The following is a 24,966-nucleotide window of genomic DNA, read 5'->3' on the forward strand; positions in this document are numbered from 1 at the left end:
CTTAATGAATCAGTTATTCCCCAATGACTTTCTTTCCTTTCATGTAAGGCTGAAGAACTTCAGGGATTTGAACTGTACCGTCAGCTTGCTGGTAGTTCTCTAAAATCGCAACCAATGTACGACCGACAGCAAGTCCAGAGCCATTCAATGTATGCACCAACTCCGGCTTTTTCGTTTCTGGGTTTCTGAAGCGAGCGTGCATTCTTCTTGCTTGGAAATCATGCATATTACTGCAAGAAGAGATCTCGCGGTAAGTATCCTGTGCAGGCAGCCAAACTTCTAGATCATACGTTTTACAAGCACCAAAGCCCATATCACCTGTGCAAAGCACAACTTTACGATATGGTAGTTTGAGTAGCTGAAGTACCTTTTCAGCATGACCACATAATTCTTCCAATGCTTCAAAAGACTTTTCTGGGTGTACGATTTGAACCAGCTCAACTTTATCGAATTGGTGCTGACGAATTAAGCCTCGCGTATCTCGACCATAAGAACCAGCCTCAGATCGGAAACATGGCGTATGTGCAGTCATTTTGACTGGCAGCTCGTCTGCCTGATAAATCACATCACGCGCTATATTCGCAAGCGGAACTTCTGAAGTTGGGATCAAAGACATACCATGACCACCTTCACTCAATGCTTGTGTATGGAACAAGTCATCCGCAAATTTTGGTAATTGACCTGTGCCCATTAAAGAATCCGCATTCACAAGGTAAGGCACATAAGTCTCTGAGTAACCATGCTCTTCTGTGTGCAAGTCCAGCATGAACTGGGTCAATGCGCGATGAAGACGTGCAACTTCCCCATTCATCACAACAAAGCGAGAACCAGCTAACTTCGTTGCCATCTCAAAATCGAGGCCTTTATCCAGTGCTTCGCCTAAGTCAACGTGATCTTTGACTTCAAAATCATAAGACTTTGGCGTGCCCCAGGTTGTGATCTCAACATTTTCCTCTTCAGAATCACCGACTGGTACAGACTCATGCGGAATATTCGGCATTTCTAGGGACATGTTTTTCAGTTGCTCAAGCAGCTCATTGAGTTCGTGTTTTGCTGCATCAAGCTCATCACCCAGTTGGCCGACTTCTTTCAAAAGTGGCTCAATGTCTTCACCACGTGCTTTTGCCTGACCAATGGATTTGGATCGGGTATTACGTTCGTTCTGAAGTTCCTGGGTTTTGACTTGTAAGGATTTACGCTTTTCTTCAAGCGATTCAATGGCTGCAACATCGACTTGATAGCCACGTGTTGCCAACCGTTTTGCGGTTTCCTCGAGTTCGTTTCTTAAAAATTTTGGATCTAGCATAACTATAAACTTTTGTGATTCACTAATTGAATGCCCAGGTAAACAACAAGCAGGCATGCCCCAACATTGACGAATACGTTCGCCAGTGCCTTTACGACTTCACCTTTCTGAAAAAGTAAAATACTATCCATCGAAAATGTGGAAAATGTTGTTAATGCACCTAAAAAACCGATGCCGATTAGCATTTTCCAAGGTGAAGGGTGCAAATGCCCCTGCTCAAACAGTCCATATAATACCCCAAGGGTAAAGGAACCAAGAATATTAACCAGCAATGTGCCAAAAGGGAATCCCTTTCCGAGCCAATTTAGCATCATTTCTGAAAGAAAATAGCGTAAACAGGCCCCAAATGCGCCTCCGATGGCAATAAACAGGTAAGTGTTAAGCGCGCTCATATCGTTTTTGTGGGCTTTGTTGGTCTTGCTGTTTTAAATATTTCAGCTTGTCTTGGATTTGTTTTTCCAAACCACGGTCGCTTGGATAATAATATCGTGTATCTTTGATTTCCTCTGGGAAATAATTCTCCCCGGGTGCAAATGCGCCTGGTTCATCATGTGCATAGCGATACGAGTCACCATACCCTAACCCTTTCATCAACTGAGTTGGTGCATTTCTTAAATGATGCGGTACTTCATAACTTGGTTGTAGTGATGCATCTGATTTCGCTTGGTTGAACGCCATATAGACTGCATTACTCTTCGGGGCTGAAGCGAGATATAGAGTAGCTTGTGCGATTGCCCGCTCTCCTTCAGCTGGGCCAACACGATGGAAAATATCCCAAGCATTGAGCGCAACCTGCATGGCTCTTGGATCAGCATTCCCGATATCTTCTGTCGCAATCGCTAGTAATCGACGAGCGACATAAAGCGGATCGCCGCCACCAGCCAAAATTCTGCAATACCAATACAAAGCACCATCCGGGGAAGAGCCACGCACGGATTTATGAAAAGCAGAGATTAAATCAAAATAATGATCACCCTGCTTATCCATTGTGGCAATGGATGAACCAGAAACCGCCTCGATCGTTTCTATGGTGATATGTGTCATTCCATCCACTTCATCCGCAAAGTCATTGGCGATCTCGAGAAGATTTAACAAACGGCGTGCGTCGCCATCGGCAATTTGACAAAGTAATTGACGTACAGATGCTTCCATTTGAATATTCATTTCACCCAATCCTTTTTTAGGGTCTGTCAGCGCACGTTCTAAAACAACGTTGAGGTCAACTTCATCCAACTTCTTGAGAAGATAAACCCTCGCTCGGGAAATGATTGCGTTATTCAGCTCGAAGGAAGGGTTTTCCGTCGTCGCGCCAATAAAGATAATCGTGCCATCTTCAATAAAGGGTAAGAATGCATCTTGCTGGCTTTTATTAAAACGATGCACCTCATCGACAAAAAGTAACGTCTTTTGAGCGCGCTGTTGTTTATTTTCCTTAGCTTGCTCAATTGCAGCGCGAATATCCTTCACGCCGCTGGTGACTGCGGACAGGCGTAATATCCGGGCATTCGCATACTGTGCGATCAGCTCTGCAAGTGTGGTTTTGCCTGTGCCTGGCGGCCCCCACAAGATCATCGAGTGGTGATGACCTGCTAAAATCGATTTTCTCAGAGGCTTATTCGGCCCGAGTAAATGCTGCTGACCAAAGTATTCATCCAAAGTTGTTGGCCTGAGACGCGCTGCCAGTGGCTGGAATTGCTCTTCCGCATCCATTGTTGGCTCTGATGCCTTTGGCTCCGATGTTGAGTCTTCAAAATCGAAGCCAAGGTTTTTATTGGTCATCCGTTTTCTCAACTTTCTCAATTTGGGCTGACTTTTCAGTTGATGGAATAACGGTTGGCTTTATCCGCTGGTCGTCCACTTCAACACCCTCAGGGGTTTTAAAATCAAATTGAGCACTCGCAATCTGTTGGTTCATTTTCATCTTAGAAAACTGATAATCACTGATCTGGCCGCCAATATCTTGCATTTTCAACCATTGCATTTCGTGATTTGCGTTCAGCTTTAGAGATAATGACTTTACCTGGGCATTTTCATTCAATGAATGAATAAGATAGATCCCATTCGTTTTCTCAATTTGATAGTCATTCCAAGCCGCCCCAGTTGGATCGCTTAAAATCACAAGAGGAGTGTCTTGAACCATGTTCATCTGGTCATAAATACTGACTTGTTCAAGGAACTCATCATAATACCAAAGTGTTTGACCATTGCTCACAATCAACGATGGCTCTGGAGAAGTCACCTCCCAGCGTAACTGTCCAGGCTGTTTGAGTTGCAACACACCTTGGGATTGCTGTACCAGTTTATTTTGCTTATCAAAAACCTTTTGTTGAAAGTCCGCTGCAAATGTTTTGACTTGTAATAGTCTTGCTTTTAATTCTGCTTTTGCACCTTCAGCCGTTTTGGCTTCTTCTACAGCATGTGCTGACATTGCACCAAGTGCACATAACAATGAAAGAATTTGAATCAATTTTAATTTCATACACTTCACTTCTATATTTGTGGCGGTGGTGGCGCAAGTACTTCCCGGTTACCGTTATGTGCTGGTGCACTCACAACACCTGCGGCTTCTAGTTGTTCAACAAGGCGGGCCGCGCGGTTATAACCAATCCGGAATCGTCGCTGAACACCGGATACCGAGGCTCGCCTAGACTCTGTGACAAATGCAACCACCTGATCGTACAGTGGGTCCATTTCGCTATCTTCATCCAGTTGCTCACCTGGCAGCAGGTTTTCTTCAGTTGTCTCACCACTTAAGATTTCATCAATATATTGGGGCTCACCGCGCTGTTTCCAATCATGGACGACCGCATGAACTTCATGATCATCGACAAAGGCACCATGAACACGTGTCGGTACACCAGAGCCGGGGGGCAGATAAAGCATATCCCCCTGCCCTAGCAGGTTTTCAGCACCTTGTTGGTCCAAGATGGTTCGTGAGTCGATTTTTGAAGAAACTTGGAACGCAATCCGCGTTGGGATATTTGCTTTTATTAGACCCGTGATCACATCCACTGATGGGCGCTGGGTCGCAAGGACAAGATGAATTCCTGCGGCACGTGCTTTTTGTGCAATCCGAGCAATCAACTCTTCAACCTTTTTACCGACAATCATCATCATGTCAGCAAACTCATCAATCACGACGACAATACTCGGCAGTTTTTCAAGCTGTGGTGCTGTCGATTCCATCGAGTCAGAAGGCTTCCAAAGCGGGTCCGTTAGCGGTGTGCCTGCTGCGATGGCTTCTTCTACTTTCGTATTAAAGCCTTTGAGGTTACGGACACCTAGAGCAGACATCAGCTTATAACGACGCTCCATTTCTCCAACACACCAGCGCAATGCATTCGCTGCCTCTTTCATATCTGTAACCACTTCGGTCAACAAATGCGGTATCCCTTCATAAACCGATAATTCGAGCATTTTCGGGTCAATCATGATCATACGTACATCTTCTGGTGTCGACTTATACAGTAAGCTCAGGATCATCACATTCACACCGACGGACTTACCAGAGCCGGTCGTACCTGCAACCAATAAGTGGGGCATCTTCGCCAGGTCGACGATCACAGGTTGGCCTTCAATATCTTTCCCAAGCACCATGGTTAGCGGCGAATTTGACTTTTCGAAGTTCGGGCAGCTTAAGACTTCTGCCAAACGGACAATTTCCCGGTGTTTATTCGGGATTTCCAAGCCAATATAGGACTTGCCAGGGATGACTTCGACAATTCGTACACTAATCGCAGATAAAGAACGTGCCAAGTCTTTTGATAAAGCAGAAATTTTGCTGACTTTTACACCAGGGGCCAAATCAAGTTCAAATCGTGTGATCACTGGCCCTGGAATGACATCAACCACTTTGACTTCAATATTAAAATCGAGCAGCTTTGCTTCAACCAGACGAGAGACCATATCCAATTCTTCCTGACTGATCGGGTTTTGTACTTTATCAGTTCGATCAAGTAAGTCGAGCGTCGGCATACTCACTTCATCTTGCCATTTTTGCTTCTGCACAGGGGGTGTTGGCATTGGCTCGGATGCAATTGGCTCAAAGCTGAATTCCGGTTCTTCTTCAACACACACAGGTTCATCATATTCGGTTACTTCCAGAGAATCTGGATATTGTGACTCTTCCTGAACTGGCTCACTTGGAGACATCACAGGCGCATTGGTGAGCATGCTCAAATCAAATCGCTGGATCGCCTCAGGAATATTATCTTCTGGCGTATCATCAAGCTCTCTATAGCGCGTGTTGTCACCGAGTATTTGATCAATTTCAATATATGGTTCTTTTCTTTCTGGTGATGCTTTTGGCTTTTCTACGTGTTCTCTCATCAAGCCTTCGGCCTGATGATGCGCATCCAAACCAACTAAGCTTGGTTCTTTCTCAAGCGTTGGTGTTTCTACCTTGGTTGGTTCTGCAAGAACTTTTTCAAGAATGCTCTCTTCAGGAGTCGTTTCTTCGGCTTTTTCTTGTGTTTGTCGATTCAACCACCACGCTTTAGGCTTCTTACATAGCCAATCGAAGACTTGATATACCTTTTCGCCGATAAAGTCTGTCACATAAAGCCAGGATATCCCTGTGAGTAAAGTGATCCCGGTAAAAAAGAAAGAAAGGAGGATTAAAGTGGTCCCAGTAAAATTAAAATAAGGCAACATGGAGCCACTGATCACATCACCGATGACCCCACCTGAGGAAAATTGCTGAATGTCATCAAAATTCATACTACTCAAGGAAGTCGCACCAATCATCATGAGTAAAAAACCAATGAGGCGCAAACCGAGTGTCAAATAATCAATCGTAAGCAGGCTCTTAAATTTGCGAAAAATAAACCAACCCGTTGCCACCATAATCACAGGGAGCGCATAAGCAATCCAACCAAACGAAAATAACATCACATCCGCAAGCCAGGCACCAATTGCACCTGCTGCGTTATGCACGTCATTATGCGTTCCCGTCTGTGTCCAACTCGGATCTTTGGGATCGAATGTTAAAATGGAAATCAACAGGAATAAGGCGGCCGAAACCGAGAAAATAAGGCCAACTTCTAAGAGTCGCTGTACCCCTGTTAAGCGCGTCTCGGTTATATCCTCTTGCAAATTTTTCTCCGAATTTGGTGTTTTCATGATCCGTTACTACGTTGTTTTACGTCTTTTTGACTTTATTCGATGAGGAAACGGCTAAAATATCAAATCACTGCCGAACCTGCATTAGATTTTAATGGGAATTGACTGTGTTTGCTTGACTTCTTCCATCACAACATAGGTTTTGCTTGCACTTACAGCAGGAAGACGTAATAACGTTTCTCCTAATAATGTACGATACTCGGACATATCCGCTACCCTGGTTTTTAACAAAAAATCAAAATTCCCTGATACTAGATGACACTCAAGAATCTCATCAAGTTCCTTCACAGCTTGACTAAATTCTTCAAAAACGTCTGGAGAAGTCCGCATAAGAGATATTTCAACAAAGACCAAAAGTGCAGCGCCAAGCTGTTTGGGGTTCACATTTGCAGTGTATCCCGTGATGTAATGTTCTCTTTCTAAACGTTTGACACGTTCAAGACATGGCGTTGGGCTCAGTCCGACTCTCCGAGAAAGCTCCACATTGGATAATCTACCATCCTGCTGTAATTCATCTAAAATGTTCAAATCAATGCGGTCAAGTTTACGTTGTATGTCCATTACCAACCTATTTTAGTGTTTTATGTTACCAACAAGGAAATAGATAGAATTATATCTCGTAAAGACACAAATAAAAGAGATTAATCCTGCTTAAATCACTTTATACTGGATTTTTATGATGCTAAATAAATAATTTGAGATTTGAGGCAAAGAATGATCATTGGTGTACCAAAAGAAATTAAGAACCACGAGTATCGTGTTGGTATGGTTCCGGCGAGTGTTCGTGAGTTAATTGCACATGGCCATGAAGTATATGTTGAGCATAACGCTGGCATTGGCATTGGTTTCACTGACGAAGATTATCAAGCGGTTGGTGCAAAAGTGTTGCAAACAGCGCAAGAAGTCTTTGACGTTGCTGAGATGATTGTGAAGGTAAAAGAACCACAAGCGGTTGAAAGAGCAATGTTACGTGAAGGACAAATCCTGTTCACTTATCTTCACCTTGCACCGGATCTTCCTCAAACTGAAGACTTGATTAAAAGCAAAGCGGTTTGTATTGCTTACGAAACTGTCACTGACGATCAAGGTGGCTTACCACTGCTTGCACCAATGTCTGAAGTTGCTGGGCGCATGTCTATCCAAGCTGGCGCACAAGCACTAGAAAAATCAAACCATGGCCGCGGTATGCTTCTTGGCGGCGTTCCAGGTGTTGAGCCTGCAAAAGTCGTCGTTATTGGTGGCGGAATGGTAGGCCGTAACGCAACCCAAATGGCAGTCGGTATGGGCGCAGATGTAGTTGTTCTTGACCGAAGCATTGACGTTCTGCGTAAGCTTGATGCTGAATTTGGCAGCAAGATCAAAGCAATTTACTCAACTTCTGACGCACTTGAAAAGCACGTTCTTGAAGCAGATTTAGTTATCGGTGGTGTATTAATCCCGGGTGCAGCAGCACCAAAGCTTGTCACTGCTGAGCATATCAGAAATATGAAGCCAGGCGCTGCAATCGTTGATGTCGCAATTGACCAAGGTGGCTGTATCGAAACATCGAAAGCAACGACTCACGCTGAGCCCACATATATTGTTGATGATGTCGTTCACTACTGTGTTGCAAACATGCCTGGCGCAGTGCCAAGAACATCTACATTTGCACTGAACAATGCAACGCTTCCATACATTTTAAAGCTTGCCAATCTGGGCTACAAAAAAGCACTAGCGCAAGACAAGCACCTGCTCAATGGTTTGAATGTTATTGCAGGTCAAATCACATGTGAAAGTGTCGCATCTGCACTTGGCTTCGGTTATGTTGATCCAAGAACAGCACTTGAGCGCCACTTATAAGAGTGTATATTCCTGAGAAGGTGAATCTTCACCTTCTCAATCCACTCCCCAGACTTGCCTGTAAATCATACTCAATTTGTCTAAGCCTTGTGCAAACAGTATTCACCACAGAATTTGTAGTTGATATCGCAAAAGTTTTCGGCCTATAATGCTTGAAAAGCTAAGGCAACCTGAAATACGTATTTTGGGGCTGATTTTGGATTCGACGGGATTCACGAAGCTTTAGGTGCATGTCGAGGGGCGGTTGGCCTCGTAAAAAGCCGCAAACTAATAGTCGCAAACGACGAAAACTACGCTCTAGCTGCTTAAATCCAGCTAGCCATCTGCCTACCGTTTTCTATGGCGCAGGATTTGGATGGTCACCTAACATAGAATCGCGTGGATGCCCCGCCCAGGGATAAAGCGTTAAAACCAAGTGGGCTAGTCTTAGCGTGGCGTGTCTGTCCGCAGCGTTAAGATCAATTTAAAGACAAGACTAAGCATGTAGGACCGAGAGTCTAGGTTTTTCGGACGGGGGTTCAAATCCCCCCAGCTCCACCACATTAAAAAGCCTTATACCTCAATAGGTTAAGCCCCCGGGATGGGGGTTCCCTATTCTCCCTAAAAAGCCAAAGTGTCCACATCTCTCCCACATTCATTTTAAAACCCCAAAAAATTGTCATTCTCTGACATTACTTATTTTCATCTAAATTCATTTTCCCCGCTTCAATGACTCGGATCCTGACTACATGGTCCGCTAGTAACTCTTTAATCCACTTTATATCATTTCGATTGACCACAATCATTGCACCTACAGAACTGATTTGAACTACGATCATTAAAATTGTTTCTAGCGTTAAGTTCATATCACCACCCCAAACCAAATTTAATGATGAAGGCGCTAACAATTGCGCCAACAATGTTCATTACCATTTGAATGATCATGCCAGTGATACCCCTAATTTGATGATAGGCTCTGCGTAAAAGTCTCCACCCCCTTCATGATGCGCCATTGCTGCAAGGAGTTTTGGCAAGTCTTGTTCAAAGTTCAGCGGCTCCCCTGGGGCTTTCCCAACACGCTTGGACACTTGGCGAATATACGAGGCTGTATCATTTTCACTCGGCGGCGCCCAGCGCGTCACGATTTGTTCAATCGTATTCAGGCCATACTTGTTCTTGTAGTTGGTCATCAGCTTTGCGGCTGCTCTGAATCCGTAAGCAGGATTGAGGAACGTTACAAACGCATCGTCCTGTGACACGGGGCTTTGTCCTTCCCACTGGTCATTGGTTTTACGGATGTTCAGTGGATTGTTGTTTCTTACACTTCTTGGAATGCTTGTCATGATAATTGCTCCTATGAATGCGGCACCTGCCACAATGATCAATTGGGTTTTCATGGTTGAATGGCGTGAAGCTGTTCTAGCGTCGGGTTATCACGCTCCGACCAATCACGGACCGCATCAATAAAATGATACATCTTTGTTTTTTGTGCACTTGTCCCGACCCGACCAAGCGTCAGTTGTCGCCATACTTCGTAATAGGTGGTGATATAGTCAAAAGCGATCACATTGTAATAATTATTTTTCGCTTCTTTAATTTGTTCCGTTGAACAACCATAGTCCTGTAATTCCTGCTCTGTACATCCTGCGTAGGTTTGATCCCCAACGGTGAGCGAGTAGCGTGGCTCTTCGTTAAGTTCTGGTTTCAGTTCGCTCATGGCTCACCCCTTTATAGATTCGAGTTGTTATTTATGTTGGAAAGGACGGCACCACCGGCGGCAAATAATCCTCGGGCTGCCGGTGCAATGCTGAATAAGTTCATTTCATTCTCTGCGGTGAACCGTCCACGGTAGGCATTGACGAAACCAAGACCCCAGTCGATTTTCGCAATGGAAACTGCCTTACTCCCCTTAATGTTCAGTCCTTTAGAAAAAGAGATACTTGTACCGTTGTTCGCCTTAAAGATCCCGGATGCAGTGTGTTTCAAGTTCGCAGTGACCGGAACCATAAACGTGAGTTCGCAGCCCCAGCAATCGACAATCACATTTTCTTGTTGTGTCATCCGGTCACCTAAAATGATCTCGCCTTCACCCATCACATTCACAATATCCCCACGGTTAAAGCGTGCGGTTGCCACATCCGTTTGATGAAATGAGTGATGGCCACTGCCAAGAATGATATTCATCCGTAACATCAGTTGCTTGTTGCTTTGAGGGGTTTGGCGAATGGATAGCGCACGTCCAACAGTTCGAAATGGGCGTAGCGCCGAACCATCCCCGCGTTCGTCGTCACCGTCTCGGCTGACGTGGACTTCGTTAAATGCGGAGGCTCTGATCGCATCCTCAAGGGCTTGGATACGGTTCATATCCGAGCGGTTTGAAATAAAACTCATAGTGTTGTTTCTCCAATGTGTAGTTTATCGGTGTCATTGACTGCATACGCCTCAATGGCTGCTGTGGTTGTGAGCACGATTGATTCTCCGGGTAAAAGCGGAATGCCGTTGTCGATACCACTTCCTACCCAGATTTCTGACTGGTTGATGTGATTGGCCTTTAAAAGAAGTTCCTTCCGCTTGGTGTTTTGCGGGATACTGATGCGGCCCGTTTTGGTTGGGTGCGCTTTGTACTTCTGCGCAGATGTGACATGGACTTGCCATTGCCCCGATTGGCGAACTTGCCAAGCACCTGACTGCTGAACCTTGAACACCCCGGATTGCTCAACCGTAAAGGACTCAGGGAAGTTCGTTACTGCAATGTTCCATTCTCCAAACTGGCTCACCTGCCAAGAGCCTGTCTGCACGACTTGCCAAGGGGTGTCCTGCTGAACACGCTGCACATCCGCCTGTTGCGGAAAGTTACTGATCTCAACAGGACTTAACACATGCATATCCCAACGTCCAAACTGTTTCACTGCTTGCTGTGCGGGCAAGTTAGACACATGCACGGCTTGTCCGTCATTTTGACGTTTAAATTCACCATGCCCGACCAATAACACAATCTGTTGTGCTGGGCCGTGGTTATGGAATTCAAGCGCCTTGAACCGCTCAATATTGATTTGGTCGCCCTGTCGCAGCGTATACGTGTTGTTGTCTGCACGAAGGGTGAATTCATATTGTGCGGATTCCACATGGACAAAATCGCCATCCGTATTCACATGATTGGTGCCATTTTCAGGCAAATGAATGTTATGTCTCATCATGACCCCCTGAACATCATGGCCACACCAATCAGCGCTACCGCAGCCATCAATGCATAAGTCATCTTGGCAGCACTTTCGGCAATAATGGATTGACCACCCGTTTGTGCCGATTTACCCAGAGAAGTGATAGCCGCCATATTGTCGCGGTTGATACGGGTTTGCTCCGATTGCAGATTCGACAGATAGCCTGTGGTATCCGTCATCATCTCTCTGGAATTCTCCGCAAACGTGCCATAGGCACCGGATAACTCATCTGTGAGGGTACGAAATACACGCTCAGAAGTATCCAAAGACTTCCCTGTGATATCAGCCATGTTATCTAGGGCAGAGCCGCCGAGTTCTTCCATGGATGAAATCGCTGATTCAGATAAGTCGGTATTGCCCTTGATACTATCCCGGGCAATATCAATATTGCCGCCGATAGCGGTCTCACCAAAGCGAAACGCATTCCCGGACATTTCTTCACCGTAACGCAATGCATGACGAACCGAGTCACTGACCATATTAAATGAACCACCATCGGTGATATTGATGGTGCCACTGTTGCCAGAATATTCCCCTGTATTGCGATTTCCTGCGGTGTAGTCCCCGTCATTGGCGATGATCTCACCCGAGTTACCCGCAAATTCACCATCGTTAATGACACGGTTATCATGATGATTGGATGAGCTATTGCCACCGCCAAATAAACCCATGTTATTTCCTCCCCATCACAAGAAATGCAACCACCACAGCCGCGCCCAGGGCGGCATAGATTTTCCAGTCCATGCCTGATGATTTGTAGTTCCAATCACCTTTCGTCGAAACTTCCCCTTTCGCTGAGCTATTGGAACTGAGTGACGCACCGCCATCCATCCCAATCATTTGCGCTTCCTCCGTCGAACAACCACGATTTGATTCGAGCCTGAAACAATGCGACCCAGTTTGATTTTCTTCGGTCTACGTCTCATTAAAACGCCCCCATTTTGTGTGCCATGTACGCAGCAATCATCAGCGCCAGCACAATGTTAAAACTTACATTGGTGGTTGAGCCGAGCATAAACCCGCCCAACCCCACCAATGGCAAAAGAAGCAAAGGCATCATTACCCCCTCGCAACCAGAACCAGCGCAAGCACGGCTACCACACCGCCACCGATCATCAGCATTTGATTGGTTGTCAACGATATCCCGTCTTCAATCGGAACGATGGTTGCGCCATCACTGTCTTGGCCTGTCGCTAATCGGGTTTGCGTATCTGGGTTACTCGTGACTTCTGCGCCACGAATACCCAACAAGGAATCAACACCGTTTGAAAAACCTTCTCTTAGCCCTTCTCCGGCATTTTCTGCCATATCCAGACCGATGTTCTTGATGTCATCAAAGAAGCTCATTTACCCCCCTAAGCGGTCGGGACATCAGCCACTTGCACCACCTCTTCAAACAGAATGGGGATAGTGTGTGGGATATCAGATGTCGTCACCGTGAATTTCAGTTGGCTTTCGTAAAAGGTCATAAAGCGGTTATCCAGTGCAAACCCCGTCACAATAGGGTCGAATACGAAAACTTCTTTTTGTGGGATCCGCTTAAAGCGCTTTTGCATAAATGCATTCTGCTTCGCTGTACATTCAAAGATTTGCAGGTTATCCCGAACAACTTTGATCTCTTCAATCAAGCCAGACTTGAAAAACATCCGTTTCACAGTGCGGTTGATTGCCCCTTGTGCGTTGTATTCGTTTTCACCTTGGTTCGCGGCCTGCATCGTTCTGGTAATGAACTTCGGCACAAAGATACGCTGAGGTTGTGCGCCACCCATGTAAGCTAATCCTGAGATTTGTACCGGATCTTGCTGACGCTCAGTCGAAGCATGTCCAGTAATGTGAATATCCAACAGGATGTTATCCGTCGGCAGTGTCACCAATCCGGTGTAATTCACCCCGTTTTTTGTTTTGGCTGAGATATCCGCAAACGGAATGACATACACGCCCTCTTCCACAAAATGGTTTTTGTAGCTCTCCAACATGACCAGTTCGTCGCCTGTCAGTTTGTAGATATCCTCGCCATTGAGCGAAACCGTGATATAAAACTCGTTTGGCTTTAAATTGGTGTGAAGATGGACTTCTTCGTAAGTCGGTCCATTGTGGAGCTTCACGGATGCCTTTTGCCCCCACCCTTGCCCGACAAATGAATCTAGTTTTTTTGGTGTCTTAAACATGTGATTTCCTTAACCGATTGCGTCTTCGACAGCATCAACGTTGTTTGACGCCCAGACGACCAGCACCGCAACCAAGGCCGCAATACCAGCCGTTTTAATCATTGTTTTGTTCATGAGATGGTTTTCCCGATTTGGTAAATGTTGATTTGATGGCTTTGACAGCCACGAAACCACCGAGGGTGGCGACCAGTGTGATTAATAGTGTGTGTTGGACTGTCATTGTCTCCCTCGTATGGTTCGTTGCTGACGAGGGAAATTGAACAAAACCGTTTCGGCTTCCGTCAATGGGGGGTAAACCTATAGGCTTCTGGAAACCTATAGGTTTAAATTGAGAGTTTTTTCTTATGAAAAAATTGGTGAATTCATACTTTTTTCAGGCATAAAAAAAGCACCCGGAGGTGCTTTCATTTTATTAATCTTCGTCAAGAACCCAGGGGTCTTCACCATACTTCTCTTTTTCTTTTTTCAAATATTCGCCATCTGACTTCGGATAAAGTTCTTCAGACTCAGGCTCAGGCCAATCAATATTCAAGTAGTCTCGGAGTTTTATCGCTTCTATGAAAGCAATGACATCCCAGTCAGGATGACTTTTTAACCACTTTTCACCGTCCCACAACATAATGTCATAGAATCCAGCCAAACCTATTTTGTATGCAACAAAGTAAGCGCCCGGTGCACTTGGTTCACCCTTGTTCCATTCATTAATTTTAATATGACCTTTTTCCACCTAAAATTTTCCTCTAAAGTCATCAGCAATATCAGCTAACTGCCCTAAAAAAGTATGTTTCTTATATAAGGCATGGGCACCTTTATAAACGCCAATAAATAGAAATGCATTTGGATCAGAGTACCCTCTACAGTATACAAGAGCGGTATCGCTTACTCTAGACATCATAACTGCTTCAAGGGATGGGTCCTTGGAGCGTTCAATCGTTCTTTTACTTGCCGCCCAACTTCGAGTACAACTGGGTGAATCATCTTTGATATGGTGATGCCTTAATCCAGACATAAACACATTTGATGGAAATTCGTAAGGCACGTCTCTGCCTAATAAATCAGGAATTTCTTTTAACTTTTCAGGATTTGCTTTTATCACCTGATATTCTTTAAAAGCGTTTGTTAATTCTTTTACTTGCTCTTTTGAAAGGTAATCATATATCTCTCTGCGAACAAAAACTTTAAGGTCTTCCCTGCGCATCGCTTAATCCTCAACCTCATAAATTACCATATGATTTGAGTTGTGCTTTGGGTTCATCAATTCTCTTTCCATGCGTATTGCTGCTATTTGAATACTTACTGGATCAAGCGTTGATTCTTTTGAGGTTGGGGTTTGCTCTGATTTGGGGGCTTTTTTGACGATTACAGCTTTTGGTTGCCTTGTCATAGCATTGCTCCATTGTTAATAAATTCCATTACAGATCGTCGCATGTTACCCAGTTGATTTCATATAGGTAAAAAGGATTAACTTTTGAAACGCCAAATGCACATTGAGGTAATTAAATAGGGTTGCTTGAAACAAGCAAAGAAAAAAACTCTAATTAGGTATGGAATTGGAGTTTGTTTTTTAATTTGGGGGATAGAATGGCAATTCGACAAGGTTCACCTGATTCAACTTTCTGGAAGTTTCGCACATCCAAAATGGCTATTGATATACTTCACAAAGAAGAACTTTGGTTTGCCAAACCAAAGTTTTTTAACGATCCTTTTGACTCAAGTTTGACAATTAATGAAGTACTCTCAGGTATCGCAGGGAGTTCATTAAAATTGAGAGAAAGACTTGGTTTAACTCAGGAAGATATTAACCAACTAAATAGTGACATTTTGAATCACTTTCAAAACCTGCAAGCCTCCGATAAAAATTATATTTCCGAATTAGAAAATAGAGCTGTATTTTGCGTTAACCGAAAAATTGAGTTTCAAAGTCCTCCAAAAGTTTATGACCCTATCAATGAGCCATTAATGTGGAGTCACTACGCTGATGAACATAGAGGCATCTGCTTGGGATTCAACTTAAAAAATCTATCAAGTCATTGTAAAAATAATCGACCATATTATCCCTATTTTAAAGTGTGGCAAATCTACTATGGCTTAGATGGGGTAAAAGGTGCCTATGATCATTTGCTAATAAAAAAATCGAATCAGCTTGATGATGATGCTTATAGGTGGTTTACCGAAAGGGTTTTTCTTATCAAAGCAAGAAACTGGGAATACGAAGGTGAATATAGATTTATGCTGTTTGATGTTGCAGCTGATAAGCCTGGAAAGTCTGTATCTTTAGCTAAGGACGACCTAGAGCATGTAGTATTTGGTATTAACACAGAGCCTTCGGATAAAGAGCTTGTTAGAATAATCCTAGATGAAAAAGGTTGGAGCCATGTTTCCTTATGGAATACTTCAAAAGATCCTAATAATCTATTGTCTCTCGAATTCTCGAAATATAATCCCTAAACAGAGGGGCTACCCCCCTCTAGTTAATGATATTTTACCTCTCGAATAATTGCCTATTCCCGGCTTTTTTAAGAAATACTGTAACGGCTGCAAAGCCAAAATATCCTCAATCGTAATATCTGCCTCATCCGCCATGCGCTTTGCGTCAGCCCTGCTGTTTTGAATACCAATCCACTTGATAGGGCTTTGTGAAAGGGTTGTTTTGGACATCTCCGTGGTTCGTTGACCAATGCTATGTACTATAAACCCAAACTTTCGACCCACTGTCATCAACCAACCGTAAACCCCTTTCTCTTTGCCTATTCCCTCAGTTACTTGGGGTAATTCTTCAATGACTACATGTAGGCGCTTGGAATGCTTTCCATCGCCTTGGGTTTTGACGATGTCGCAGAATTTGAGGAAGTTCTCACGGGTTTCTTCAACTGTCAGTGCAATTTTAAATCCTTGTTTCGTCTTACGGCCAGCGTGGAGCGCTTGAAAGAACCGTTTGAATGAGGTGTAACGGCGGACCTTACGTCCGCGAAACTCTTCATAGTCTTGATGGGGGTCCCAAAAAACGACTTGGTCAGTCGCCTTGGGTCCAAGTTTTTTAACCGCTGTTGTTTTTCCGCCTCCAGTTCCAGCAACGTACAACGTGTGGAGCGCATCAAGCGAGTTGTTGGCATTAATGGGTTGCATTGGTTTCCGGCTCCTTCTGATCATCGTTAGCCGCTTCTTGGCGTTGCTCTTCTAACTTCAATTGCTTTAACTGCTGGTATGATTGAACCGCCAAGGTTGCAGTAAATAACCCTGCACTGATCTCTGCTTGGTACTGCCCCATCGTTGCCATGAGCTGCGGTCCGTACTTTTTGATCACTGGGCCATAGCTATCGATTGCTTTCTGTTTGACTTCATCAGTCAGCTTGAAATCTGGGTGAGCCATTTGAAGGACTGATTCATAGGTATTAATCGCCATAAATGCAAAAGCCTCTGAGCCTTCATCAATGGCTTTTGATTCAGCTTTTTCGGCTTCGTTTGCGGCTTCCTGCTGGCTAATTGCCTCTTCTGGGTCGAAGTCTTCCAGGGAGGCAGCAAAAGCGCTTGCCTCCTGATCTCTTTCGGTTTGATTTTCGGTATCGTTTTCGGCTTCTAAACCGAGTTCGAATGCGGTTTCAGCGGTTTGAGTCATGGTCATATTCTCCTTTGATTTTTATTTAAGCCACTAAGCCCAAAACAGCCCCACAAACACCACCGATTAAGGCGAAAATAACGGGCTTGGTTGAGCTTTTGGAATTTATTTCTTGTTTTTCTTTTGGGTTCATCTTCGGTTCAGGTTGTTCCTCTATAATGCCCACTTCTTCGGAAGGCAGTGAGTCCAACTGACTGCATGTCTTACCAGCAGTATCTGAAGAATTGGCGGCCGCTTCAGAGGAACTCGCGTTCACTATCAATTCCTTCTCTGTTGCGGCTTCCGCCTGTTCCAACGTTTCGATATTTGAGTGCATATTGTCTTTGATTTTTGTCTGGCGAACCGCTCCATGTGATTGGTCCGTACCGCAGTTGTCACAAATCAGGTAGTACAATCCCTTGCGCTTACCCTTTGCCTCATGGACCGAGGCGACCTCATTACATGCGAAGCAACGGATCACACCGCGGATCGGGTTTTTACTTCCTCGAACTGGAAAGGTTCCATCGACTGTTTTTATTGTTTTAATATTGCTCATGCGTTCCCCTTGATTTCTTCTTTCAATGCTTCAACCTCTTCTACCAACATATAAATCAGTTCTGTGCTTGCATCTATCGCATCCAGTGCAGCCGATTTCATTTCCATCATATTTGCAGCTCGTGCAGCTTTGATTTTTGATTTAGTCGCGTAATATTGTTCAGTCAGTGCGCTAGCCATTTAGCAATTCCTCAAATTCATTTAGTGATTGTTGGTATGGGTCGATTGAATCAAATCGGTCTAAAAATCTAACGGTTTCATTCCAATAGCCTTGCCAGAAATTGGCAGAATCTCGGGTGATCTGGTCATTACCCTGGTGAATTTCTTTGTGGTCAACGTCATCATACTGAGTGATGATCTCTTTCAATGACCAATGGCGAGCGCCACAAGCGTATTGAATGAATTCGTTACATTTCTGCTTGTTTGGAAACGTAATACAATAATCAGAGCATCGAGGTTTTTGCCGGATATCGGTCCACTTTTGGCGAATGTCTAAATTCAGAGCTCCTATGCGCTCCCTCATCTTTTTTAGGATGCTCTTGTACTTCTTATCCGTTGAATTTTTCTTGATCCCCTTTATTCGTTTATATTCTTCTTGCTTCTTTTTTCGTTCTCGTTGTAATGCATATATTTTTCCTTTTTCTTTTTGCATACCTGCTTTTATTTCTGCAATGATGCTGAGCATATGTTGCGTTTCATATGAAGCAATATTTTCCCAACCTGGAGCACGCGCAGGCTGGGAAATGTTGTAGCGATTCCCATAAATTTTCCCTTGCCCTTCTTCATTTCCTTTTGTGGTATAGCCAACAGCTTTTAAGATGTAGCTACCTGCTGCATTTTCATTTCTGATCCGTTCGATTTTGGCAAAGCCATGACTCCATAGCCGCTCAATACGATATGCCCATTGGTAAAAATACTTAGGTTCAACTTTCCAACGCATCAAAATGTGACAATGTGGATTTGATTCCCCTTTCTCATTTTCTGGTGCTTCTGCCACCCATATATAATCGAATGGTGAATCGTCTCCTGGTATAACAACAGGTTCACCGATGCATTCGACTTCACCCCAAGGGTACTCTCTTGATCCACATTCTCCGTTTGTAATCCAACCACGTTGACGCATTTTTTTTAGCCCATCCATTAAACGTGAAATAGCCTTTCCAATGGTTAATTCCCCATTCGCTAATTTCTCTCGTGTTTTTTCATCAAAGGTAGGAGTAAGAAATGTTGTATAACCACCACGTTTCATTTGAACATATGCGCTGGACTCAATAATTTTAGTGACGCTTTTACTTCCTAGCTTTTCAGTGACTCGGTTGCCGAAGCTTGATGGTGGTTTGATCCCCGGTGATGGCGTGAAATGAACCAAAAAACGATACTCACCATTCCATTGACGGTGTTGGAAACGGCAACTTATCGGACGATAAATATCTACCTCGTTATTTTCCTTACTACCTTCCTCGCCATCTTGCTTCTTTGCTCTTCGGATTATTTCCTGCAAATTATTTCGAAGATCTGCATTTTCATCATGCTCGATATACTTTGTTCTATTCGCTAGCTTTTTTTCTCCGGGGTAAGCCACAAAGCAAGATGTACCATATGGAATTGCTGGTTTTTCTTCTTCTGAAACCTGTGTCCGACTTTGCGACCTTTTGACTAGCCTATCTAGTTCGTCACGTTCGTGACGCGCTAACGCGGTTGATCTGCGATGAATAAAACCCACTCTTTCAAGTTGCGCGGACTCTTTTCGAAGGTAGAATTTTGTCTCTCGGGATAATGAGTAGGTAATTGGTTTTTGAGGGAATTTAGAAAAGCGTAAGTAAGTGCGAAGTTCTTCAAAGAATTTATCTCCAAGACTAATCATCCAGTAGGATCCCCCATCTAGCTATTAGCAGGCTCGCACATTTGATATTCCCAAGCTGATATTGTTTGATGATTTCGTTGAGGCGAGAAATATAAAGTTGGGAAACACTGTTGATCTCTGACTTTGTACTATCGGAAGCACTTACTACTTTGTTGTAATAATTCGTTGTTGGTTGTTTGATATGCTCTTGGGAAGAACATTTGGAGCATAACTGCTGCTCCTTTTGGAAATATTGCCGAATACAGACATGATTTCTTGAATCGCATTGCTCGCAAGGGATTGGATCATCGTATAAATCGTAAACAGGAGGCAACTTTCTCATACTTCAATCCCCCACTCTTGAATCGCTCTCACCGCACTTTCTTGATCTCCATCCTGATAGAGCTTTAAACAAGCCCGTAATCTAGAAATATAAAGTGATGAAATCATGTGATATTCAGTACAGCCATATTTCACTTCGGCCTTTGCTGCACGTCTGTAGTATTGTGTTGTCGGTTGTATTAAATGTTCATCAGTAGCGCATTCAAAACAAAGCCACTGAAATGGTTCAAGGTAAAGTGAGCGCTCTAAAAGCCAATCACCACCGCATCTTTCACATGTACTAAATTTGAATTCAAGTTCACCGTTATTGTCTTTGCTCATCATTCAATCCCCCACACATAACGAAATTGTTCTTCTGTTGCGACTGTTGCTGAGTTCACATACACAAGTCCAAGCTCTATTACTTCAATGATTGCTTCGCGCAATCTCAGCTTTAAATCTGGTGAGAATGTATGAAAGTCTGCCACTAGTAATTCATCAGTTGGCTTGGTGCTTGCCAATCGAAACAAAACCTTCTTGTTACGTGGCGACAACTCAGCCCAGCTTTGATTAAATTCGAGCTGCAACATAGTGATACGGTAATGACGGCTCGTCATTTTGTGGTTTTCGATATTGCGGAGGTGTTCCGGCAAACGTTCAATAGCGGGTTGATAGCCCGCTTTCGTTTCTGAAAATAAAGTAACGACATTACCCATGTGATTTCTCCTTGGGCTAGTTAGCGGGATTGAACTGAAATATTTATATTTGCTGCGTTTGCAGCTTCTACGGTAAGCGCCAGCATGTTGACGTACTTAGTACACCGCTCTGGGTTTTCCCCTGGGTTAACTGCTGGCTGATAAACTGGAACTTTCCCTCTTCGGATCATTGCATTGACTGCTACTACAGTTGTCCCCATCAACTCTGCATATTTCTCGATTGTCATGATTGGAGATTGCAAATTGAGAACTATTGCGCTTTTCATATGTCATTCCTTGTCTTATTTTCGATTCTGAAATGCTTTTTATTCATTGAATCGGTTAATTTCATGTACTATGTACTGCAATAATTACTATATTTGTTTTACGTTTAATAACTTCTACCACAAAATGGTTACCATACGTGACTATGGTTTCCAGTAGTTTCAAGTGGTAACTATACTAGATCCAAAGTTACAATATGACAACTGAAAATATTCAAATTTCTACTAAAGAAATTGTTTCTCGCATGTGTGAAACATGGAAAGTTAAGGAATATCAGGAGCTTGCATCAATTCTAAATTTGAATAGAACTGCTATTTCTAATTGGATAAGACGAGAAACGATCCCAGTAAAAGAATGTATTTATACCGCTCAGCAAAAAGGTGTTTCTCTTGACTGGTTGATTTTAGGGGATAAACCTCAGACACATGTGGTCACCACAAACGATAAGCTTGAATACGCAGTTTGGGAGTCTTTATCAACTGCTTTTGAACTAGGGATAACGGATAAGTTTGATAAAACTCAAAAAGTAGCTCTGGGTCGAATGGTGGTTAAACGTGTTCAAAAACAAGGTGATATTCTTAAACCAGAATCTATGCCTGATGATCTGAATGGCACATCTGACTAAACCCCGCTAAGCGGGGTTATTTCTTTTTTGGGAATTGAATTATGTTGCTCTGAGAACTACTTTCAGTTCCCAGATATTCTTGCACCTTACTTTCAAAATTCTCCATCTTTTCATCCCTATCCAAGGGATTGCATTGCTTTATTTTCACCCATAGCTCTATCAAACCTTGAGCCGTACTTTCACTCCTTTTTCTATGGATAATTTGATCAAACTTCCGATGAAAGAAAACGATAAGTAACGATATAACTAAGAATTGTATGTTGAAGAGTACTTCCATAACTTCACTCTTATGATTTTTATTACTTCTAGGTTAAACACCAAAGTGATAACCATAAGAATATCTATCACATTGATAGATATTGAGTAAATCAAATCAAAGAATGAATATCCTGATGTTTTTAATACATTAATCTTAATTTCCATGATTAAGTGCAGAACTGCATTTAGAGCCAAAAAGTAATAATTCAGTGATGTAACGTCACTGTGTTTTACTCTTAAAGTCACATGGGCCAAAAAAATCGTGATGATCATAAAAGCCGAATATCTAAACCACAATGAATAAACATTCTCGGCAATAAAAGTCACATCAGCATGCAAAAAATCCTGATAAAAGTAGTAACTAAATACACCTATTGAATATGAAACAAACAGAATTGTACTTGTGATCAGCAACGATGCTTTTTCATCTCCTTTGCGAATAAAGTTAACGATGGTAGCGAAAAAAAAGCCTGCTATGGGAAGCAAGCTTAAGAACTTAGCAAAGTCTGGGCTAATCAGCATATGATGCTAACTCGCTTTTTTTTCATTTGGGTTAGCAACGACCCCACCACCAATTAGCGGTTTCACAATGAATTTATCAATCCAACTGTCATCAATCTTTTTATCCTTATCTTCCGCCTGGACTGAAACAGACACACTAAGTAGTACAAATAAAATAACTTTTTTCATTCCTTTTTCCTTCTGGTACTAAATGAGGTATTTTAATTTGCCTGAATCAAGGATCTGTTTCAAGAGGAAGAATGATGATCACGAAATTGGAAAGTGGAAAATTTAGAGTCGATTGCCGTCCCTGGGGAAGACACAACAAAAGAATCAGAAAGATATTTATTACGCGACACGAAGCGCAACGATTTCTAAATCACATTATTGCTGAGGCCCAAGAAAAGCCTTGGATTGCAGAAAAGCAGGACAACAGACACCTATCTACCTTGATTGAACGTTGGTATGAATTACACGGCAAGAACCTTACTGATCCTGATAGAGTAAGAAACAAACTCAATATCATTTGTGAAGGGTTAGAAGACCCTATCGCGCACTCTATCACACCTACTGATTACGTTGAGTTTCGTACAAAACGCATGGATGAAGATAAAATTGCTCCAAAAACTGCCAATATTGAATTAAGCCATTTACGCTCAATGTTCAACCGTCTGATTGAACTTGGTGAACTCAATTACCCTAACCCGATAGCAACCGTTAAACAGCTCAAGCTACAAGAAACTGAACTTGCTTTCTTGATGGAAGAAGATATTAAAACGCTGTTCAGGGAACTCAAAAACAGCCTAAATCCAGACGTATATTTGGTTGCTAAAGTATGTATTTCTGTTGGGGCAAGATGGAGCGAAATCGAGCAAATTTCAGGTAGTCAATTTCATGGTGGTAATGGGAATTATCGCGTTACTTTGACCAAGACTAAAGGGAAAAAGAACAGAACAATTCCAATATCAAAATCTCTTTACAATGAACTCCCCAAAAAGAGAGGAAGGCTTTTTTCTAATTGCCGGAAAGCATTTGAAAGGGCTGTTGATAGGTCAGGCATTGAATTACCTGATGGTCAATGCTCTCATGTCTTAAGACATACATTTGCAAGTCATTTTATGATGAATGGGGGTAATATTTTGGTCCTCAAAGAGATCCTTGGTCATGCTGATATCAAAGATACGATGCGCTATGCTCATTTTGCCCCGAGTCATATGGATGAAGCTGTAAAATTGAACCCAATTTCGCATCTAAAAAACTTATAGAAAATTTTTGGATTTTCTCAGAAATCTCAAAATATCGAGTGTCCACAAAGTGTCCCATTTATATTTTCCAGTGTTATTTTGTGTTTCCCAGTGTCCAATGTTTATTACTGATAGCCCGGAAATAGGGGCTTCAAAAAGAATCTAGGTTTTTCGGACGGGGGTTCAAATCCCCCCAGCTCCACCACTTTAAAAAGCCTTATACCTCAATAGGTTAAACCCCCGGGATGGGGGTTCCCTATCTACCAAAACTAACCATACAAACACCAAAGTGGCGACGAATTGGCGACACACACAACAAAAATTCACGCCTTACCTTACTCACTCTTTAGATTATCTGTTTTCCCTCAATCAGTTGCATCATCTACTTCATCTATGTTATTTGACAGCCGAAACCACCGAGGGCGACAACCGGCGTAATCATCAATGTGTGATGTGTTTTCATTGTCCCCTCGTGGTGTTCGTTGCTGACGAGGGAAATTGAACAAAACCGTTTCGGCTTCCGTCAATGGGGGGGTAAACCTATAGGTTTAAATTGAGAGTTTTTTCCTATGAAAAAATTGGTGAATTCCGACTTTTTTCAGGCATAAAAAAAGCACCCGGAGGCGCTTTAGTCGGTAAACTCTTCCCAGCTATCTTCTTCATCATCAGGGAAGGATTCTTTTTTATAGCCAGTTTCGGGATCTGGTTCAGGCCATGCAATATTTATGTACTTCTTTAATTCAAGCGCAGGGATAAAGCCAATAACCTCTCCAACAGTATTCGTATCCCATCTTTCACCATCCCACTCAAGAAAGTCAAAATATCCAGCAGCTGGCCCCGCTTTGAATGCTACAAAATAATACCCTGGATTCTCTGGAGTACCTTTATTCCAATCAATTTGAATGCTCATAATTTTCTCTAAAACTTACTACGGAATTTTTCAGCAATATCCGCAAATCGACTTAAAACCCATTGCTTCTCACGGTAAAGCTCATGCGCTTCTTTTACAAGTGCGATCAGCAAATAATAATCCTTATGAAAAAATCCATTGCTATAAATAAGGGCTGTATTACTAGTGCATCGTAATGGAACTGACTTTAACATCCATTTATCCCAGTCTTTTCTAGCACTTTCATCTTTAATATGGACATGTTGTAATTCTGACATCACAACATGCGAAGGAAAGTCGAATGTGACATCTTTGCCAAAAATTTCAGGTTGATACCCTCCTTGTTTATACTTTTTAAATTCTTGTGCAGAGCTATGATGATTTCTGGTGTATGAGGTGAGAAAAAGAATGTGGTGCTAATCTGTTGATTGATCTGACAAATCAATAGTCAACAAAGAGAAACACCACATGGCAAATCATAAAGTATCACCACTGAAATCACCAGAAATAGATCCACTGAA

At 42.9% G+C, this 24,966-nt stretch carries 36 protein-coding genes and 1 other RNA gene; 5 read left to right on the plus strand and 32 right to left on the minus strand.

Features of this window, described 5'->3' with window-relative positions:
• Positions 1-13: 13 nt before the first annotated feature.
• The 6 genes from serS to lrp all read right to left on the minus strand — a co-directional run bounded on the left by serS (position 14) and on the right by lrp (position 6,988).
• Positions 14-1,306: a serine--tRNA ligase gene (gene serS, locus C505_RS0107380; protein ID WP_018691957.1), complete on the minus strand. Its 1,293-nt coding sequence runs from the start codon at positions 1,304-1,306 to the stop codon at positions 14-16.
• 2 nt (positions 1,307-1,308) lie between these two features.
• Positions 1,309-1,698, minus strand: coding sequence for a fluoride efflux transporter CrcB (gene crcB / locus C505_RS0107385; RefSeq protein WP_018691958.1), 390 nt, complete (start codon positions 1,696-1,698; stop codon positions 1,309-1,311).
• Positions 1,685-3,016 carry a replication-associated recombination protein A gene (locus tag C505_RS0107390; protein ID WP_026317814.1) on the minus strand — a complete coding sequence of 444 codons (1,332 nt, stop codon included), beginning with the start codon at positions 3,014-3,016 and terminating at the stop codon, positions 1,685-1,687. Before C505_RS0107390 ends, crcB begins: the two co-directional genes overlap by 14 nt.
• Positions 3,017-3,074: 58 nt before the next feature.
• Entirely contained in the window at positions 3,075-3,785 is a 711-nt protein-coding gene (lolA, locus tag C505_RS21725; RefSeq protein ID WP_018691960.1) for an outer membrane lipoprotein chaperone LolA, read from the minus strand.
• Positions 3,786-3,796: 11 nt separating this feature from the next.
• Positions 3,797-6,427 carry a DNA translocase FtsK gene (locus C505_RS24880; protein ID WP_018691961.1) on the minus strand — a complete coding sequence of 877 codons (2,631 nt, stop codon included), beginning with the start codon at positions 6,425-6,427 and terminating at the stop codon, positions 3,797-3,799.
• Positions 6,428-6,511: 84 nt separating this feature from the next.
• On the minus strand, positions 6,512-6,988 hold the full coding sequence (gene lrp / locus C505_RS0107405) for a leucine-responsive transcriptional regulator Lrp (protein WP_018691962.1): 477 nt from the start codon (positions 6,986-6,988) through the stop codon (positions 6,512-6,514).
• A 153-nt stretch (positions 6,989-7,141) separates the two neighbouring features.
• On the opposite strand from lrp, the gene ald reads away from it, so the two are divergent.
• Both ald and ssrA read left to right on the plus strand, forming a co-directional pair.
• Complete coding sequence (gene ald / locus C505_RS0107410; protein WP_018691963.1) at positions 7,142-8,266, plus strand: alanine dehydrogenase; 1,125 nt, start codon at positions 7,142-7,144, stop codon at positions 8,264-8,266.
• 186 nt (positions 8,267-8,452) lie between these two features.
• Positions 8,453-8,806, plus strand: a transfer-messenger RNA (tmRNA) gene (ssrA, locus tag C505_RS24030).
• 131 nt (positions 8,807-8,937) lie between these two features.
• Here the strand turns inward: ssrA and C505_RS0107415 are convergent.
• The 14 genes from C505_RS0107415 to C505_RS0107480 form a co-directional block, all read right to left on the minus strand.
• A complete protein-coding gene (locus tag C505_RS0107415; protein WP_211215061.1) occupies positions 8,938-9,111 on the minus strand; it encodes a hypothetical protein in 174 nt (57 codons plus the stop codon).
• 75 nt (positions 9,112-9,186) lie between these two features.
• Positions 9,187-9,588 (minus strand): structural protein P5, encoded by a 402-nt coding sequence (locus C505_RS0107420; protein ID WP_040439587.1) that lies wholly within the window; start codon positions 9,586-9,588, stop codon positions 9,187-9,189.
• 50 nt (positions 9,589-9,638) lie between these two features.
• On the minus strand, positions 9,639-9,962 hold the full coding sequence (locus tag C505_RS21730) for a hypothetical protein (protein WP_018691966.1): 324 nt from the start codon (positions 9,960-9,962) through the stop codon (positions 9,639-9,641).
• An 11-nt stretch (positions 9,963-9,973) separates the two neighbouring features.
• Positions 9,974-10,636, minus strand: coding sequence for a hypothetical protein (locus tag C505_RS0107430; protein WP_018691967.1), 663 nt, complete (start codon positions 10,634-10,636; stop codon positions 9,974-9,976).
• Positions 10,633-11,439: a hypothetical protein gene (locus C505_RS0107435; RefSeq protein ID WP_026317817.1), complete on the minus strand. Its 807-nt coding sequence runs from the start codon at positions 11,437-11,439 to the stop codon at positions 10,633-10,635. Before C505_RS0107435 ends, C505_RS0107430 begins: the two co-directional genes overlap by 4 nt.
• The gene (locus C505_RS0107440) at positions 11,439-12,137 is read right to left on the minus strand and encodes a hypothetical protein (protein WP_018691969.1); all 699 of its coding nucleotides are present in this window, start codon (positions 12,135-12,137) and stop codon (positions 11,439-11,441) included. Before C505_RS0107440 ends, C505_RS0107435 begins: the two co-directional genes overlap by 1 nt.
• Before the next feature lies 1 nt (position 12,138).
• Positions 12,139-12,306, minus strand: coding sequence for a hypothetical protein (locus C505_RS24250; RefSeq protein ID WP_018691970.1), 168 nt, complete (start codon positions 12,304-12,306; stop codon positions 12,139-12,141).
• An 85-nt stretch (positions 12,307-12,391) separates the two neighbouring features.
• Positions 12,392-12,523 (minus strand): hypothetical protein, encoded by a 132-nt coding sequence (locus C505_RS24830; protein WP_281167116.1) that lies wholly within the window; start codon positions 12,521-12,523, stop codon positions 12,392-12,394.
• A gap of 2 nt (positions 12,524-12,525) precedes the next feature.
• Entirely contained in the window at positions 12,526-12,813 is a 288-nt protein-coding gene (locus tag C505_RS0107455) for a hypothetical protein (RefSeq protein ID WP_018691972.1), read from the minus strand.
• 8 nt (positions 12,814-12,821) lie between these two features.
• Positions 12,822-13,634, minus strand: a complete 813-nt coding sequence (locus C505_RS0107460) for a major capsid protein P2 (protein WP_018691973.1) — start codon at positions 13,632-13,634, stop codon at positions 12,822-12,824.
• Positions 13,635-13,728: 94 nt separating this feature from the next.
• Positions 13,729-13,854 (minus strand): hypothetical protein, encoded by a 126-nt coding sequence (locus tag C505_RS24835; protein ID WP_018691975.1) that lies wholly within the window; start codon positions 13,852-13,854, stop codon positions 13,729-13,731.
• Positions 13,855-14,046: 192 nt separating this feature from the next.
• A complete protein-coding gene (locus tag C505_RS23540; RefSeq protein WP_018691976.1) occupies positions 14,047-14,361 on the minus strand; it encodes a hypothetical protein in 315 nt (104 codons plus the stop codon).
• Complete coding sequence (locus C505_RS0107475; RefSeq protein ID WP_018691977.1) at positions 14,362-14,832, minus strand: type II toxin-antitoxin system YafO family toxin; 471 nt, start codon at positions 14,830-14,832, stop codon at positions 14,362-14,364.
• Between the two features lie 3 nt (positions 14,833-14,835).
• Positions 14,836-15,018: a hypothetical protein gene (locus C505_RS0107480; protein WP_018691978.1), complete on the minus strand. Its 183-nt coding sequence runs from the start codon at positions 15,016-15,018 to the stop codon at positions 14,836-14,838.
• A 197-nt stretch (positions 15,019-15,215) separates the two neighbouring features.
• On the opposite strand from C505_RS0107480, the gene C505_RS0107485 reads away from it, so the two are divergent.
• Positions 15,216-16,082, plus strand: coding sequence for a DUF2971 domain-containing protein (locus C505_RS0107485; RefSeq protein WP_018691979.1), 867 nt, complete (start codon positions 15,216-15,218; stop codon positions 16,080-16,082).
• A gap of 9 nt (positions 16,083-16,091) precedes the next feature.
• Here C505_RS0107485 and C505_RS0107490 read toward each other — a convergent pair whose 3' ends face one another.
• Genes C505_RS0107490 through C505_RS0107530 form a run of 9 tightly spaced genes read right to left on the minus strand, consistent with a single transcriptional unit; the run spans position 16,092 to position 20,930 of the window.
• Complete coding sequence (locus C505_RS0107490) at positions 16,092-16,760, minus strand: hypothetical protein (RefSeq protein ID WP_018691980.1); 669 nt, start codon at positions 16,758-16,760, stop codon at positions 16,092-16,094.
• On the minus strand, positions 16,747-17,250 hold the full coding sequence (locus tag C505_RS0107495) for a hypothetical protein (protein WP_245556338.1): 504 nt from the start codon (positions 17,248-17,250) through the stop codon (positions 16,747-16,749). Before C505_RS0107495 ends, C505_RS0107490 begins: the two co-directional genes overlap by 14 nt.
• Positions 17,251-17,275: 25 nt before the next feature.
• Entirely contained in the window at positions 17,276-17,785 is a 510-nt protein-coding gene (locus C505_RS23545) for a hypothetical protein (RefSeq protein ID WP_018691982.1), read from the minus strand.
• Positions 17,782-17,964, minus strand: a complete 183-nt coding sequence (locus C505_RS0107505; RefSeq protein ID WP_018691983.1) for a hypothetical protein — start codon at positions 17,962-17,964, stop codon at positions 17,782-17,784. The genes C505_RS23545 and C505_RS0107505 overlap by 4 nt, the downstream gene beginning before the upstream one ends.
• Positions 17,957-19,648, minus strand: coding sequence for a rolling circle replication-associated protein (locus C505_RS23550; protein ID WP_018691984.1), 1,692 nt, complete (start codon positions 19,646-19,648; stop codon positions 17,957-17,959). Before C505_RS23550 ends, C505_RS0107505 begins: the two co-directional genes overlap by 8 nt.
• Complete coding sequence (locus C505_RS0107515; RefSeq protein ID WP_018691985.1) at positions 19,641-19,970, minus strand: hypothetical protein; 330 nt, start codon at positions 19,968-19,970, stop codon at positions 19,641-19,643. Before C505_RS0107515 ends, C505_RS23550 begins: the two co-directional genes overlap by 8 nt.
• Positions 19,967-20,293 carry a hypothetical protein gene (locus C505_RS0107520; RefSeq protein ID WP_018691986.1) on the minus strand — a complete coding sequence of 109 codons (327 nt, stop codon included), beginning with the start codon at positions 20,291-20,293 and terminating at the stop codon, positions 19,967-19,969. The genes C505_RS0107515 and C505_RS0107520 overlap by 4 nt, the downstream gene beginning before the upstream one ends.
• A complete protein-coding gene (locus tag C505_RS0107525) occupies positions 20,290-20,664 on the minus strand; it encodes a hypothetical protein (protein ID WP_018691987.1) in 375 nt (124 codons plus the stop codon). Before C505_RS0107525 ends, C505_RS0107520 begins: the two co-directional genes overlap by 4 nt.
• Before the next feature lie 20 nt (positions 20,665-20,684).
• Positions 20,685-20,930: a Cox family DNA-binding protein gene (locus C505_RS0107530; protein ID WP_018691988.1), complete on the minus strand. Its 246-nt coding sequence runs from the start codon at positions 20,928-20,930 to the stop codon at positions 20,685-20,687.
• Positions 20,931-21,124: 194 nt separating this feature from the next.
• On the opposite strand from C505_RS0107530, the gene C505_RS0107535 reads away from it, so the two are divergent.
• Entirely contained in the window at positions 21,125-21,553 is a 429-nt protein-coding gene (locus C505_RS0107535) for a helix-turn-helix domain-containing protein (protein ID WP_018691989.1), read from the plus strand.
• Positions 21,554-22,339: 786 nt separating this feature from the next.
• Here the strand turns inward: C505_RS0107535 and C505_RS24255 are convergent.
• Positions 22,340-22,501 (minus strand): hypothetical protein, encoded by a 162-nt coding sequence (locus tag C505_RS24255; protein ID WP_018691992.1) that lies wholly within the window; start codon positions 22,499-22,501, stop codon positions 22,340-22,342.
• A gap of 86 nt (positions 22,502-22,587) precedes the next feature.
• Between C505_RS24255 and C505_RS0107555 the strand changes: the two genes are divergently transcribed.
• On the plus strand, positions 22,588-23,577 hold the full coding sequence (locus tag C505_RS0107555) for a phage integrase (protein WP_245556339.1): 990 nt from the start codon (positions 22,588-22,590) through the stop codon (positions 23,575-23,577).
• A gap of 607 nt (positions 23,578-24,184) precedes the next feature.
• On the opposite strand, the gene C505_RS21750 is transcribed toward C505_RS0107555, so the two are convergent.
• A complete protein-coding gene (locus C505_RS21750) occupies positions 24,185-24,466 on the minus strand; it encodes a hypothetical protein (RefSeq protein ID WP_018691994.1) in 282 nt (93 codons plus the stop codon).
• A gap of 8 nt (positions 24,467-24,474) precedes the next feature.
• Entirely contained in the window at positions 24,475-24,855 is a 381-nt protein-coding gene (locus C505_RS21755; RefSeq protein WP_026317819.1) for a type II toxin-antitoxin system YafO family toxin, read from the minus strand.
• Positions 24,856-24,966: the final 111 nt, after the last annotated feature.

The sequence above is a fragment of the Algicola sagamiensis DSM 14643 genome, assembly GCF_000374485.1.
Taxonomy (GTDB): Bacteria; Pseudomonadota; Gammaproteobacteria; order Enterobacterales; family Alteromonadaceae; genus Algicola; species Algicola sagamiensis.